Genomic DNA, 13,785 nt, shown 5'->3' on the forward strand with positions numbered 1-13,785 from the left:
GCGATTTCCAATCCTTGGAAGTCGAATCCGACCGCAAACTCCCGTTGGTCAAAACAGCCGACATCAAGACAGGAAAGATTGATTGGCTTGGGCATGGGGTCGTGAATCCGTTCAACGATGATGGCTCGCTAGTCGATCTGGCGAAGTATCCCCTGCTTGCGGCCTATCTCGAAACCAACGTTGACGCGATCAAGCGCCGCAACTGCGCCCAGCGCAATCCGAACAACTGGTACCGCACCATCGACCGCATCACCCCCAGCCTCGTAAACAAACCGAAGCTTTTAATCCCCGACATCAAGGGCGACGCCCACGTCGTGCTGGACGAAGGCAGCTTTTACCCGCACCACAACCTCTACTACATCACGTCCGACGAGTGGGATCTTCCGTCTCTGCAAAAAGTGCTCGAATCCGGCATTGCCCGCCTATTCGTATCGCTTTATTCCACCCAGATGCGCGGTGGATTCCTGCGTTTCCAAGCGCAATACATCCGGCGCATCCGACTTCCAAAATGGAGCGATGTCCCGGAACACATCAAAACCATCCTCGCCGAAGAATCCAATCCGGACATTTGCAACGAAGCGGTTTTTGATCTCTACCGGTTAAACCCCGAAGAGCGCGAGGCCATCGCAACCCAACCCTGAAGGTTTACCCATGAGCATTGATCTCGCCGACTACGACCAGCTGGCCAAGAAAGCCATCCGCTCCTTTTGGAAAACGAGAACCCAGGCAAAGCAAACGCAAAAGGATTCTGGGAAGTCCGACCAAGGCGAACGCGCCAACGTAACGTCCGGCAAGAACCTGGACGAATTCCTGAAGCTGATCGAAGCCATTGTGAAAGCGAATGGATTGAAGAACGCGGACATCCATCTGGAACGGCGCACCCTGACACTGCCTGGTTATTTTCGACCAACCAAACTCTGGGACATGCTTATCCTGAATAACGGACGGCTGGTTGCCGTCATAGAACTCAAGAGCCATGTTGGGCCTTCATTCGGCAACAATTGCAACAACCGGGCAGAAGAAGCCATTGGAAGTGCGAATGATCTTTGGACGGCCTACCGGGAAGGAGCTTTTGGCAAACAACCCAAGCCATTCCTTGGCTGGCTGATGCTCGTGGAAGACTGCGAGAAGTCACGCTGTCCCGTCAACAGCAAGGAACCTCACTTTCCCGTCTTCCAAGAATTCCAAACCGCATCCTATGCGGAACGCTACGATCTGCTTTGCCAGAAGCTCGTCCAAGAAAACCTTTACACCGCCGCAACAACTATCCTTTCACCACGAAGCGCAAAAACCACTGGCAAGTACAGCGAACTATCCGAATTAACCGGTCTAAAGAACTTCCTCATCACGCTTGCCGGACACATTTCAGCGGAAGCCGCAAGATGATAAGCGGAATTGGAAAACTACTGAAAGTCGGTGCGAAGCTGGGGAAGCCGTTTGCTGTGAAGGTGGCGGGAGAGGCGTTTGAAAATATGGTACCGGGCGGTGACCTCGGGATGGATGTCGGCAAGGCGCTTTTGTCGAATCTGATGAGTGGCGATGCGCCCGAGACCGTAGCGGCAGGGATCAGGAATCTTTCCGATGAGGACTACAACAAACTGGCCGAGCTGGTGGTGGATGTTTTGACGCTGGCGGAAGTTGCGGCTCAGGCGCGAATGGACGGAGAAATTGATCCCGAAGAAACGGAAGCGGTTTTTGATTCGATCGATGAGCTACGTCAGGGAGCCGAAGGGGTGCTGGAAGCATTTTAGCCCAAATCAGGGAATGGAACCACTGATGAACTCAGATGGACACTGATAGAGTTTGTTCCGCTCACCCGCCGGAGCAAGAACCTGTTCTGCATATCCTGTTGATGAATCTGTGTTTATCGACAATTGATCGCGATTCGTTCGCAATGGCTACCTGTGGTTCATTTACTTTTCTAGGTTTAGATTTTTGCCCGCAGATCTTGCCGCGGATCCGGACGTTAAATATTGAGACTCCAGTGGCACGGACGAATTGCCCCGAGAACTCAAAGCCATAGCGTTATCCCCTTTACACGCCCTGCCGGACGGGCAAAAAAAAACCGCCCCGGAACTGGAGCGGTTTTTCGAATCGGCGGAACGTCCGACTAGCGGGAGTAAAACTCGACGACCTGCGAGATTTCGCAGACGACCGGGATTTCTTCCATGTTGGGCAGACGGTTGAGTTCAGCCGTGAGCTCCTTGTCGTTCGCCGTGATATAGTCAGGGGTCTTGGCGACCTGCTGGGCCAGAACGAACGAGTCGAGGTCCTTGGATTTTTCGCGAACGGTAACCTTGTCGCCGATGCGCAGGGAGTAGGAAGGAATGTTCACTTTCTTTCCGTTTACGCGGAAGTGGGCGTGGGAAACCATCTGGCGGGCCTGGTAGATCGAACGGGCCATGCCGGCGCGCAGAACAACCGCGTCGAGACGGCATTCGAGCATCTGCATCATCACTTCACCGGTGTTGCCCGGCTTGCGGGCGGCCTTTTCGAAGACGCCGCGAAGCTGCTTTTCGCTCATGTTGTACTGGTAGCGCAGACGCTGCTTTTCGGTCAGCTGGCGACCGTAGTCGGACTGCTTGCCGCGGCGGCGGTTCGGGCCGTGCTGGCCCGGCGCGTTCGGCCGGCGTTCCAGGAACTTTTCGGATTTCGGGGAAAGCGCGATGCCGAGGCGACGCGCCTTTTTGATTTTCGGTCCAGTATATTTCATTTCTATTCCTTTCGATTCCCGCGTGCATCCCTGCAAATTAAGCCGGTCTTACCGGCCGCCCGTCAGGATTTTTCGAATCCGGGCGCTCGCCCCGCGTCGTGCGGCATTTGTTTCGTTTGGCGATGATCCTTCGGTCAGGATTCCGTTTTACGGGAAAACAAGCGGGCATTTATATAGAATCGCCCCGTCGAGTCAACCCCGTTTGCCCGCAAAGTTTTGCACGGATTGGAGGACGGGGGGCTTCTTCCGCCGGGCCGGCGCGGGCCACGGTTTCGAAACCGAAAGCCCCCGCTCCCCGGCGATCGGAGCCGGAGGTCAAACCTGCTTTGAGCGGTAGGACTCGACTTCCCAGTTTTCGATGAACTCGCGCTGGGCGTCGGTCATATAGTTGATGCCGCCGAAGGCCCGGGCAAGCTGCATGACCAAGGCCCCGTCCTGCGCCAATTCCAGCGCGAGGTCGGCGTTCTTCTGCGAGTTGCCGATGCCGTAGATGCGCTCGCCGTTCACGATCACCTTGGGCGCATAGCCGCGCTCGGCCTTGTAGGCCTCCGCGCCCTCGGTCGTCAGCGTTCTGCCCGCATAGGGGAACGCCTTGGAATAGACGAGGTGGTCGGGCGTGATCGGCCCCGGGGCAACGGCGAACATTCCGCTCGAAGCAATGAAGGCCGCGTCGGCACCGAAGACCGATTTGATCTTTTGCTCCATCTCGGAGGAAAGCGGCGCTTTCGCAACATTCAAGGTCAGGAAGATTCCGGCCTTGGTGTATTCGGCATTGAGCGTATCCATGACGCGCTTGTAGAGCGCACGGATTTCGTCGGGCGTGTCGGCGGCAATGAAGATGCCGTGGTTCTGCAGCATCAGCAACGCGGGTTCTTTGCCGTTGGCGGCCTTGTAGGCCTCGATGCGTTCGCGCACTTCCATGCAGAGCGTGTAGCCGGGATCGATATATTCCACCCAGAGCGCCTCCGGGAAAAGCCGTTCGCAGGCGGCCTGGCCCTCCTTGGCGCAGGAGAGCCCGTTCACCAACGCCGGATGCGTGTGCACCACGAACTTGGCTTCGAACACGTTGTGCAGCGGCGCCTCGACCGAAGGACGGCCCGCGTCGTTTTCAACGGCGGCGGCCATCATGTTTTTCACCAGCTCCTCGCGGGCGGTGGCTTCGGCGGGCGTTTCGACCGTGTAGAGTTCGTTGATTTTCGCGCGGTTCATGGCCACGAAGGTTTCGGTGGTCAGTCCGCCCAGCGTCGTGCCGGAGGGCTTGACCCACAGCGTGGTCTCGTTTTTGACGGAGGTATTGCCTCCCCCGCCCTTCACATAGGCGTCGCTTCCAAATTCGTGCGACAATTCAACAATGGTTTCCAGATCGGTCATGGATTTCTCCGGGTTGTCAGGTCTAAAAGGTGTTCGGTCGAAGGGCCAAGGTCGGAACGCGCGTGACGTTCGACCGTTGACCTTCCGACCGGCGACCCAAGAGCCTACAGGGCGGCTTTATAGATGGCGATCGCGTCTGCGAGCGTCATGTCGCGCGGGTTGCCCGGCGCGCAGGGATCGACCAGTGCCAGCTCGGCCATGGTCTGCAGCTTGTCTTCGCCGACGCCGAGCTCCTTGAGGCCGGACGGAATGCCGACATCCTTGCTCAGCGCTTCGATGGCGGCAATGGCGGCGGCGTTGGCGGCCGCGGTATCCATGCCGGCCGTATCGACGCCCATGGCTTCGGCGACCTTGCGTAGCTTGTCGCCGCAGGCGGGCGCGTTGAAGCGGATGACGTGCGGCAGCAGGACGGCGTTGCAGACGCCGTGCGGCAGGTTGTAGATGCCGCCGAGCTGATGCGCCAGCGAGTGGACCACGCCGAGTCCGCAGTTGCTGAACGACATGCCCGCAACGAACGAACCGTAGGCCATCTTGGAACGCGCCTCGATGTCGTCGCCCTTGGCCACGGCATCGCGCAGGCTTTCGGAGATCAGCTTGATCGACTCCAGCGCCAGCGCATCGGTCAGGCGATAGGCGCCCTTGGTGATGTAGCCCTCGATGGCGTGCGTCAGCGCGTCCATGCCGGTGGCGGCGGTGAGCGCGGCGGGCTTGGCCACCATCAGCTCCGGATCGTTGACGGCAATGGAGGCCAGGCAGTTCTTGTCGACCATCACCATTTTCACGTGGCGATCTTCATCGGTGATCACGTAGTTGATGGTGACGTCGGATGCGGTGCCGGCGGTGGTGTTGATCGAAACGATCGGCAACCCCTTCTTGGCGGATTTGAACACGCCCTCGTAGTCGCGGATGTCGCCGCCGTTGGTGGCGAGGATCGAGATGGCCTTGGCGGTGTCCTGCGGCGAACCGCCGCCGAGCGAGACGATGGAGTCGCAGCCGTTTTCCTTGAGTACGGCCAGTCCGGCGTTGACGTTGGCGCAGGTCGGGTTCGGTTGTACGCCGTCGTAGAGCGCGTAGTCGACCCCGGCGGCGTCAAGCACGTCGGTCAGTTTCTTGACCACGCCCAAATCGCCCAGCACCTTGTCGGTGACCAGCAGCGATTTAACGCAGCCCATCGCTTTGATTTCATTTCCAACGTCGGCCAGTACCCCCGGCCCGATCATGCTCATGGCCGGCATGAAATAAGTTCTTTTCTGCAACATTTTGAATATTCCTCTCTGACTAAAGGTTAAACGCTTCGCAAAGCTCGTCGATGGTTTCCTGCGACATGGCGATATGGCCGCCAATGGGCTGGCTGTCGATGATCGCCTCGGCGGAACACTCCAGCACTTCCAACTGGTCGAACGCGGAAAGGATATCCTTGCCGACCACCATGACGCCGTTGTTTTCCAGCACGGCGGCCGGATTCTTCAGCGTCAGGGTTTCCGCCAGTTTGTCGTAATTGTTGAACGACGATTCGAACGGCAGCAACGCCACATCGCCGACGAAGACATAGCTTTCGGGGATGGTGTAGGTGTCGACCTTCTTGTTCACGATACTGAACGAAAGGGCGTTGACCGGCTGGGCGTTGACGATGCACTGCACGTCGGGATTGGCTTCGTAGATGGCGCGGTGCGCGTGCAGGGCGCGGCTCGGCTTCTTGCCGATCTGCTTTTTGCCCTTGCGGATCATCACCAGATCTTCGGGCCCGATCATGTGGCGGTCGAGCGGATACGGCGTGATCAGGAACGAGTCGGCGTCGATGCGGGCCGAGAAGGTGCCGGTGGCGCCGGTCAGCAGGCGCTGGCGGTAGCCGCGTTGCACGAACCTGGCCAGCTCGCAGCGCAGTTCCTTTTCCTTGATGCACATCATGTCGGTGTTGTAGTCGAAGGCTTCGAGCTTGTAGTAGCTCTTCTGCTGCATCTGGATCTGCTCTTCGGAAAGGAAGGTCGGCTCGCCGATCATGGCCGCCTTGATGAGCGCCTTGGCGCAGAGCTCAAGCGACTCGAAGCGGTTGAAGGCGTCCTGCAGGTTCTGGCCGCCGCAGCAGACGCCGTGGTTTTCGAGGATGACGCTGTCGTAGCCCTTCTTGAACTCCTCGGCGATCTTTTCGCCGAGGTCGGCGCTACCCGGTACGCCGTAGGGGGCGAAACCGACGATGCCGTTGGAGTTCCAAGCCGTGGGGAATGCTTTCGTTTCCGGCACCTTGTGGGCGCAGCTGAACGCCACCAGCGCCATCGGGTGCGCATGCACCACCGAGCGGATGTCCGGACGCGCTTCGTAGACCGCTTTGTGGAACGGGAATTCCGAGGACGGCGGATGGCGCCCCTCGATGGTACCGTCCTTGCGGACGCAAACGATATCCTTCGGCGTCATTTCGCCCTTGTCGATGCGGGCGGGCGTGATCCAGATATCGCCGTTTTCGTCCAGGATCGACAGGTTGCCGCCGGACGTCGTGGTCATTTTGTAGTTATAGATACGTTCCAGCGTAAGCGCCAGTTCGTCGCGGGGATGCATGTATTCGTATTTCATTTTTTTTCCAGTAGTTGGGTTAACGAATCGGGAATTACCTATCGATAAAAAGGAACCTAATCATCGCGCGGGCAACTTTCGTTCGATACGCGAACGGTATATTCCATACATCGGGCCGCGACGCGCTGGCGGCGGGCCTATCCGCGGGCGGAAAGCACGCTGGATTCGTAGGCTTCCATGTCGGAGATCCAAGCGGCGCCGACGGGCACCCCGGCCTTTTCGCAAAGCATGTCCCAAACCGCCGCGAACGGCATCGACTTGAACTCTTCCATCAGCGCCAGGCGCTGGGCGTTCTTGCCTTCGGCTTCGTAGGCCTGCAGCTGGGCGGTCGGATCGAGCAGCGCGTAGAGGATGCCCTTGCGCGCCGCGCGGGTGCCGGTCACATAGGCGCCGATGCGGTTGATCGAGGCATCGAAAAAGTCGAGTGCAACGACGACGCGGTCCCAAACGTTGCCGCGCTGGATTTCGAGGAAGACGTTTTTGAGGTCGTCGTTGAAGAGCGTGACGTGGTCGGAGTCCCAGCGGATCGGGCGGCTGACGTGCAGCAGGATCTTGTCCATGAATTGCAAGTGGCTGGAAATCTTGCCATGGATCGTTTCGGTCGGGTGGAAGTGGCCCATGTCCATGCAAAGGCCCATGCCGCGGCTGATGGCATAGTCGGAGCAGAACTCGCCGGAGCTGACGACATACTCTTCCGAGCCGATGCCGAAGAGCTTACTTTCGATGAAATCGACGCACTTGGTTTTATCGACGGAGTCGTCGGCCATGATTTCGTCGTAGGACTTCGCCATGCGGGCGCGGGGGCCGAAGCGGTCGGCCGGGATATCCTTGGAGCCGTCGGGCGTCCACCAGTTGACGTAGCAGGGCGAACCCTGCGCTTCGGCCATGGCTTCGGCGATTTTGCGGGCGGCTTTGCCGTGGCGCACCCAGAAGGCGCGCACCGCTTCGTCGCGATTGGAGAGCGTGAAGCCGTCCTCGGCCTTGGGATGCGCGAAAAAGGTGGGGTTGAAGTCGAGGGCGATGCCCTGCTGCTGGGCCCAGTCCATCCACTTTTGGAAACAGGCCGGGGTCATTTCGTCGCGATCGACGAAGTCGGCGGTTTCGGAATAGCAGGCATGCACGTTGACGCGCTGCTTGCCGGGGATCAGCGACATGGCCATTTCGAGGTCGGCGCGGGCTTCCTCGCCGTTGCGAGCGCGGCCGGGATAGTTGCCCGTCGCCATGATGCCGCCGCCGTCGAGCCCGGCCGGCTTGGTTTCGAACCCGGCCACGTCGTCCGCCTGCCAGCAGTGCAGGGAGATGGCCAGGTCCATTGCCTGCTCGATGGCCGCGTCGGTGTCGATTCCGAAGGCGGCATAGCGCGCCTTCGCCAGTTCGTATGCTTTTTCTACGCTCATGTTCTCTCTCCTTGGTTTTAAAACGATGCTCGCACGCGCGACGCGGTTGGCGGCGACCCCGTGTCGGCCCATGGCCGCAACGCCGTTGCACGAGGATGCGGAACCTAGCGCATTGCCGCGCGCGCCGCCTTGACGATCCCGACAATCCATAGCACGATCCGGCCATGGTCAAACCGCCGCCAGAACCGGACAACAAACTGCAAAAGCAGGATTTTTTCGAGGACCCCACCCTGCCGCTGCAGGTTTATATCCGCGATCCGCAGCCGGAGTTCCCGGTGCATAGCCACGGATTCGACGAGCTGGTGATCATCCTGAAGGGAACCGCCCGGCATGTGATCGACGGGCAGGAGTTCCTGGTCCGGGCCGGCGATGTGTTTGTCGTCTCGCCGAATTTGGAACACCAATATCGCGAAATGCACGGATTGGCGCTGGCGAACATCCTCTTCGATTCGGCGGCGCTGGCGATGGAGCAATGGGATATCCGCGCGCTCCCCGGCTTCCACGCCCTGTTTTCCCTCGAGCCCACCTTCCGCACGCAGCACAATTTCAGAAGCCGCCTCCAGCTACCGGAACAAAAGCTGGACAAGGCGAACGGGCTGGTCCGGGAGTTGTCGCGCGAGACCGAACAGCGCAATCCGGGTTACCGCGTCATGGCGCGCGGGTTGTTCATGCAACTGGCCGTAATGCTGTCGCGGGCCTATTCCACCACCCCGACCGAGGAGTCGATCGGCCTGCTGCGCATCGGCGACGCGATCGCCCACATCGAAACCAACTTTGCGGAAAAGATCACGCTCGACGAACTCGCCGCGAAATCGCACCTCTCGAAACGGCACTTCACCCGCGTCTTCCAGGAGTGCATTGGCCGGAGCCCGATCGACCACCTAAAACACGTCCGCTGCAAAAAGGCGGCGGAACTGCTGAGGGGAACCGGGCGCACCATCACCGACATCGCGTTCGATTGCGGCTTTTCGGACAGCAACTATTTCACCCGCTGTTTCCGGCAAACCATGAGCGCCACGCCGCGGCAATACCGGGAGAAAAACGGGGACATCGGCACAATTCAGGGATGAAACGGCATTTACCGGCGTCTTTTAAACAACCAAAGAACAAGGGAGCAACGATGGTTAAACAAATTCTTTTGGCACTGCTGGCATGCGGAGCGGTCTGGGCCGCGCCGCCGAACATCGTGTACATCAACGCCGACGATCTGGGCGTGATGGATGTGGGGTTCAACAACCCCAAATACAACACGCCGAACATCGACCGGCTGCGGGCCGAAGGGATGCTGTTTACCGATGCGTATGCCCCGGCGGCCAACTGCGCCCCCAGCCGCGCCTGCGTGATGAGCGGGCAATACGGACCGCGCCACGGCGTCTACACGGTCGGAAATTCCGACCGCGGAAATGCCAAAACCCGCAAGATCGTCCCGATCAGAAACACCGAACATCTCGACCCGGGAATCATGACCATGGCCGATGCGCTGAAAGCCGGCGGCTATAAAACCATCCATCTCGGCAAGTGGCATGCCGGCGACGATCCGCGCCAACAGGGGTTCGACGTCAACATCGGCGGCAACGGCTCCGGCAGCCCGACGGGGGGCTATTTTACCCCCTTCAAGGGCGGGACGATGACGGAATACAACGCGAAGTATCCCGCCGGCACCCACCGGGTGGACATCTTTGCGGACGAAGCCATCAAGTTTATGCGCGAGAACCGAGACCAACCGATGTTCGTGCACATGGCCTACTACTCGGTGCACTCCAAGCTGGAACCCGTGCCGGAGTTCGTCGGGAAATACAAAGACAAGGGCGTCCACGCCGTCTACGCCTCCATGATCGAAAAGATGGACCAGGGCATCGGCCGGATCCTCGACGAAATCGAGGCGCTGGGATTGAAGAACAACACGTTGGTGCTGTTTACGTCCGACAACGGCGGCATCCGCAAAACCTCCAGCCAGAAGCCCTATCGCTCCGGCAAGGGCTCCTATTTCGAGGGCGGCATCCGCGAACCCATGGTGGTCCGATGGCCCGGCAAAGTGGCCCCGAACTCAACCTGCCGCGTTCCCGTGATTGGCATCGACTTTTTCCCCACCTTCCTCGACGCGGCCGGACTTCCAATGCCGGCAAGCAAGATCCTCGACGGCGCGAGCCTGCTGCCGTTGCTCACCCAAAGCGGGCCCATTGCAGAACGCACGCTATTCTGGCATTTCCCGATCTACCTGCAGGCCTACGCCGGGATCGATGACGACTCGCACGATGCGCTCTTCCGCACCCGCCCGGGCTCGGCCCTGCGCCAGGGCCAATGGAAGCTCCACGAATATTTCGAGGACGGTCGCCTGGAGCTCTACGATCTCGGAAGCGACTTGGGCGAGCGCAGCAACGTGGCCGACCGCTACCCCGAAAAGGCGCAGGAACTGCATCGGCTGCTCGAAAAGTGGCGCGCCGAAATGAACGCCCCCGTCCCAACGGAACCGAACCCGCAATACGACCCCCAGGCACAAGCGAAGTCCAAGAAAAATAAATAAGGCAAGCAGGGCGCTGCCCCCGCCCCGGCAAGGGAAAACGGCAACGCCGCGGCTGCCCGGGCAAGCGCCCGGGACCTGCCGGCAAAAAAAACGCACGAAGCGGGTTGACTCGCCCGCGCGCCCTGCGTATAAAGCTCATCTTTTCCGGGGGATTAGCTCAGCTGGGAGAGCGTTTGAATGGCATTCAAAAGGTCGTCGGTTCGATCCCGATATCCTCCACCAACTTAGAAGGGCTTGCAGAAATGCAAGCCCTTCTTTTTTTACCCAGGATCGGAATCCGGCGCCACGGCGGAGCCTGCCCTGGTGCCCCAGTAGTCCAGGCCACCGCGCCCCATTGTTTGGCGCAAATCCCGATTCCCCTTTTCCCCGGCAAGGAGTACAAGGTACCCATGCAACTACAGGTTCAGGGAAAGATCACGAAATGGGACGACGAAAAGGGCTTCGGCTTTATCACTCCGCGATCGGGAGGCGCCGGCGTCTTCGTCCACATCAACGCCTTCAGGCACGGGGCGCGGAAACGGCCGCAACCCGGCAACATCGTGTATTACTCCCTGTCGACGGATAAACAGGGGCGCATTTGCGCGGCCAATGTGAAGCTCCAAGGGAAACATCAATACAGCCCAAAACGCTCGGGGAAGAAAATGGCGGCCTTCGTTTTCGTTGCCCTCTTTTTTGCCACGCTCGCCCTCTTGACGTTTGTCTTGCAACGAATCCCGCGCTTCGCCATCGCCCTTTACGCCGTCGCCAGCTTGGTCACGTTCGTGGCCTACGCGATCGACAAATCGGCGGCGCGCCACGACCGCTGGCGGACACCGGAATCCACCCTGCACGCGATGTCGCTACTCGGCGGATGGCCGGGCGCCCTCCTCGCCCAACAGGCCCTGCGGCACAAATCGCGGAAAAAGGAATTTCGCTGGGTTTACATCGGCACGGTGCTGTTGAATGTCGCCGTCACCGCATGGCTGGTCTCCCCGGGCGGCCCCGAAACCGCGCAGACGTTTTTCGATCAGCTGCTCAAGATCTTCGGTCGCTAAAGCCAACCCCCGGAACCTCGTTCCGCAGGACGGGCACCGCGAGAGGTCCAAGCATAAAAAAAGCGTCGTTCCGGGAAAACGACGCTGAAAAAATGGTCGGGGCGACTGGATTGTTTCACCCCTTCGGGGACTTTCGCAGGCTCAAGTCTCGCTGCGCGTCGAACCGGCTTCGCTGGTTCTAATCCAGTCCGGGCAAAAAAAAAGCGTCGTTCCGGGAAAACGACACTAAAAAAATGGTCGGGGCGACTGGATTCGAACCAGCGACTTCTACGTCCCGAACGTAGCGCTCTACCAGGCTGAGCCACGCCCCGATTGACCAAAGAAGTGCGTAGTGTACGAATCGGCGTTTAAATGGCAAGCGGGAAACTACATGTTTTTTTGCCGCGCCTGAGAATCCCCAAGAAAACCGCTTCGAAACCGGTCCAAGCCACCGAAAAACGGCGCTTGGCCTAAAGCGATTTCGCTGCGGAGGATGTGGAAAAAAACATTATGCGGCAGGATCGGTGTCCATCGGAGTTCATCAATGGTTCCATTCCCGGATTAAGGCTTAACCCTCCGGCGGGCCGGAAAACCATCCGGACCCCAAAGTAAAAAGGCGCCCCTTGCGGGACGCCTTTTGCAGATTCGTTGAAGAATCGGTTACCAGAAGATCACGTAGAGCGCGACGGTCAGCGCACACACCGCAATACCGGCATAGAGGGCGCCTTTCGACGTGGTCAGATCCATGGTGGTGTTGTGGGCGAAGACGACCTTTTCCTGACGGAAGATCATGCCGTAGATCCACATGATGAAGAGCACGATCAGCAGCGAGAAGGACATCGCGTAGAGGAAGTTGAATTCCCCCCACTGGGCAGGCCAGCAATTCGCACCGAACCACTTGCTGCGAAGGACGCCGTAGACGATCGGATTGGCCAGCAGCCCGATAACACCGGCCCACTTGGCGGAGGTGCGGTTGAGCAGCCCGTAGATGAACACCGCCAGAATACCGGTGGAGACATAGCCCTGGAATTCCTGGATGAAGGCAAACACGCTGCTGTTGTTGGCCAGCATCGGCGCGGCCAAACAACCCACCACCACGAAGACGCCGATGAAGATACGGCCCATGGTAACGAGCTTGAACTGGGTCGCCTGCTTGTCGATATAGCGCGAGTAGACGTCCATCGTCAGCAGGGTGGATGCGGCGTTAAGCACCGCCGCCAGCGAGGAGACGATCGCGCCCAGCAGCGCGGCAATCACGAAGCCGAGAATACCCTTGTTGCGGGGAATCAGCTTGGTGATCAGCAGGCCGAGGGCCGAGTCGTACTTGTAGGAGTTGAGCGCGACGATCTCGACGTTGCCGCCATTGCGAGCGGTGACGGTCTGGTTGTAGGCGTCGAGTTCCATGGCTTTTTCCGGATGGGCAACCGCCCATTTGGCATCCAGCTTGAAGATCTGGCTGGAAGCGGGATTGGCGGCGGCCTGTTCGTAGACGGCCCACTGGTCGCCGGCATTCGCTTCCATGTCCTTGCTGAACAAGTTGAAGGCAATGATGCCGGGAATGACGATGACAAAGGGAACGACCAGCTTGAGGAAGCCGGCGAGGACCAGACCCTTCTGGCCTTCGGCGAGAGAGGCGGAACCGAGAATACGCTGGGTGATGTACTGGTTAAGACCCCAGTAGTAGAAGTTCGGAATCCAGATGCCGAGCAGCAGGATGGGCCAGGGCATCGTGGGGTTGCTGCCCATGTGCATGGCCGACTCGTTCAGGTGCGCGAACTTGTCCATGACGCCGGCACCTTGTTCGATCGTTGCGCTTGCCCCGGTGGAGGTGACGAGTTCAGCAACCTCGGAACCGCCGAGGGCATTGAAGGCGAAATAGGTGATGACACCGCCGCCGATGATCAGCGCGGTTCCTTGCAGCAGGTCGGCCCAGGCGCAGGCTTTCAACCCGCCCACGGCCACGTAGATGGCGGCCATCATGCCCAGGGCCCAGCAGGCGCCGGCCAGCGAGAGGTTGACATCGTAGGCGAACATCAGCTGCTTGAGGGTGAGGGCCCCGGCGTAAATCACGCCGATCAAGCTGACGCCGATGAGGATGAGCATCATGGAGAGCGTCATGATCAGACGCGCCCAGTGGTTGTAGCGCAGTTCGAGGAATTCCGGGATGGTGGTGATGCCCGAGCGCAGGAAGTAGGGCAA

12 protein-coding genes and 2 tRNA genes are annotated in these 13,785 nt (G+C 59.5%); 7 read left to right on the top strand and 7 right to left on the bottom strand.

The window, feature by feature from the left end; translation table 11 throughout:
* The 3 genes from ABYO54_RS05865 to ABYO54_RS05875 all read left to right on the top strand — a co-directional run.
* Positions 1-641 (top strand): TaqI-like C-terminal specificity domain-containing protein (locus tag ABYO54_RS05865; RefSeq protein ID WP_372807311.1); only part of this gene is annotated, 641 nt, incomplete at its 5' end.
* 10 nt (positions 642-651) lie between these two features.
* Positions 652-1,386: a PaeR7I family type II restriction endonuclease gene (locus ABYO54_RS05870; protein ID WP_372807312.1), complete on the top strand. Its 735-nt coding sequence runs from the start codon at positions 652-654 to the stop codon at positions 1,384-1,386.
* Positions 1,383-1,751 (top strand): hypothetical protein, encoded by a 369-nt coding sequence (locus tag ABYO54_RS05875; RefSeq protein ID WP_372807313.1) that lies wholly within the window; start codon positions 1,383-1,385, stop codon positions 1,749-1,751. The genes ABYO54_RS05870 and ABYO54_RS05875 overlap by 4 nt, the downstream gene beginning before the upstream one ends.
* A 359-nt stretch (positions 1,752-2,110) precedes the next feature.
* Here ABYO54_RS05875 and rpsD read toward each other — a convergent pair whose 3' ends face one another.
* From rpsD to ABYO54_RS05900, 5 genes are all read right to left on the bottom strand, one after another.
* Positions 2,111-2,713 carry a 30S ribosomal protein S4 gene (gene rpsD / locus ABYO54_RS05880; RefSeq protein WP_372807314.1) on the bottom strand — a complete coding sequence of 201 codons (603 nt, stop codon included), beginning with the start codon at positions 2,711-2,713 and terminating at the stop codon, positions 2,111-2,113.
* 315 nt (positions 2,714-3,028) lie between these two features.
* Positions 3,029-4,084: a class II aldolase/adducin family protein gene (locus ABYO54_RS05885; RefSeq protein ID WP_372807315.1), complete on the bottom strand. Its 1,056-nt coding sequence runs from the start codon at positions 4,082-4,084 to the stop codon at positions 3,029-3,031.
* Positions 4,085-4,188: 104 nt separating this feature from the next.
* Positions 4,189-5,343: an iron-containing alcohol dehydrogenase gene (locus tag ABYO54_RS05890; protein WP_372807316.1), complete on the bottom strand. Its 1,155-nt coding sequence runs from the start codon at positions 5,341-5,343 to the stop codon at positions 4,189-4,191.
* 19 nt (positions 5,344-5,362) lie between these two features.
* Positions 5,363-6,652, bottom strand: a complete 1,290-nt coding sequence (locus ABYO54_RS05895; RefSeq protein ID WP_372807317.1) for a class II aldolase/adducin family protein — start codon at positions 6,650-6,652, stop codon at positions 5,363-5,365.
* A 137-nt stretch (positions 6,653-6,789) separates the two neighbouring features.
* Positions 6,790-8,049 (bottom strand): L-rhamnose isomerase, encoded by a 1,260-nt coding sequence (locus ABYO54_RS05900; protein WP_372807318.1) that lies wholly within the window; start codon positions 8,047-8,049, stop codon positions 6,790-6,792.
* Between the two features lie 164 nt (positions 8,050-8,213).
* On the opposite strand from ABYO54_RS05900, the gene ABYO54_RS05905 reads away from it, so the two are divergent.
* From ABYO54_RS05905 to ABYO54_RS05920, 4 genes are all read left to right on the top strand, one after another.
* Positions 8,214-9,119 carry a helix-turn-helix domain-containing protein gene (locus ABYO54_RS05905; protein WP_372807319.1) on the top strand — a complete coding sequence of 302 codons (906 nt, stop codon included), beginning with the start codon at positions 8,214-8,216 and terminating at the stop codon, positions 9,117-9,119.
* 50 nt (positions 9,120-9,169) lie between these two features.
* Complete coding sequence (locus ABYO54_RS05910; RefSeq protein ID WP_372807320.1) at positions 9,170-10,573, top strand: sulfatase; 1,404 nt, start codon at positions 9,170-9,172, stop codon at positions 10,571-10,573.
* A gap of 146 nt (positions 10,574-10,719) precedes the next feature.
* A tRNA-Ala gene (locus tag ABYO54_RS05915) sits at positions 10,720-10,795 on the top strand.
* 167 nt (positions 10,796-10,962) lie between these two features.
* Positions 10,963-11,607, top strand: a complete 645-nt coding sequence (locus ABYO54_RS05920; protein ID WP_372807321.1) for a DUF1294 domain-containing protein — start codon at positions 10,963-10,965, stop codon at positions 11,605-11,607.
* Between the two features lie 234 nt (positions 11,608-11,841).
* On the opposite strand, the gene ABYO54_RS05925 is transcribed toward ABYO54_RS05920, so the two are convergent.
* Together ABYO54_RS05925 and ABYO54_RS05930 are read right to left on the bottom strand one after the other, a co-directional pair.
* A tRNA-Pro gene (locus ABYO54_RS05925) sits at positions 11,842-11,918 on the bottom strand.
* Positions 11,919-12,246: 328 nt separating this feature from the next.
* On the bottom strand, positions 12,247-13,785 hold a 1,539-nt coding region (locus ABYO54_RS05930), incomplete at its 5' end, for a sodium:solute symporter family transporter (RefSeq protein ID WP_372807322.1).

The sequence above is a fragment of the Pontiella sp. genome (assembly GCF_041622395.1).
In the GTDB taxonomy this organism is placed as follows: domain Bacteria; phylum Verrucomicrobiota; class Kiritimatiellia; order Kiritimatiellales; family Pontiellaceae; genus Pontiella.

What these genes read in the sequence shown, in the direction of transcription:
- ABYO54_RS05885 (WP_372807315.1), bottom strand. Translation starts at nt 4,084, where the DNA reads ATGACCGATCTGGAAACCATTGTTGAATTGTCGCACGAATTTGGAAGC.
- ABYO54_RS05900 (WP_372807318.1), bottom strand. Translation starts at nt 8,049, where the DNA reads ATGAGCGTAGAAAAAGCATACGAACTGGCGAAGGCGCGCTATGCCGCC.
- ABYO54_RS05875 (WP_372807313.1), top strand. Translation starts at nt 1,383, where the DNA reads ATGATAAGCGGAATTGGAAAACTACTGAAAGTCGGTGCGAAGCTGGGG.
- ABYO54_RS05920 (WP_372807321.1), top strand. Translation starts at nt 10,963, where the DNA reads ATGCAACTACAGGTTCAGGGAAAGATCACGAAATGGGACGACGAAAAG.
- ABYO54_RS05870 (WP_372807312.1), top strand. Translation starts at nt 652, where the DNA reads ATGAGCATTGATCTCGCCGACTACGACCAGCTGGCCAAGAAAGCCATC.
- ABYO54_RS05890 (WP_372807316.1), bottom strand. Translation starts at nt 5,343, where the DNA reads ATGTTGCAGAAAAGAACTTATTTCATGCCGGCCATGAGCATGATCGGG.
- ABYO54_RS05910 (WP_372807320.1), top strand. Translation starts at nt 9,170, where the DNA reads ATGGTTAAACAAATTCTTTTGGCACTGCTGGCATGCGGAGCGGTCTGG.
- ABYO54_RS05905 (WP_372807319.1), top strand. Translation starts at nt 8,214, where the DNA reads ATGGTCAAACCGCCGCCAGAACCGGACAACAAACTGCAAAAGCAGGAT.
- ABYO54_RS05895 (WP_372807317.1), bottom strand. Translation starts at nt 6,652, where the DNA reads ATGAAATACGAATACATGCATCCCCGCGACGAACTGGCGCTTACGCTG.
- rpsD (WP_372807314.1), bottom strand. Translation starts at nt 2,713, where the DNA reads ATGAAATATACTGGACCGAAAATCAAAAAGGCGCGTCGCCTCGGCATC.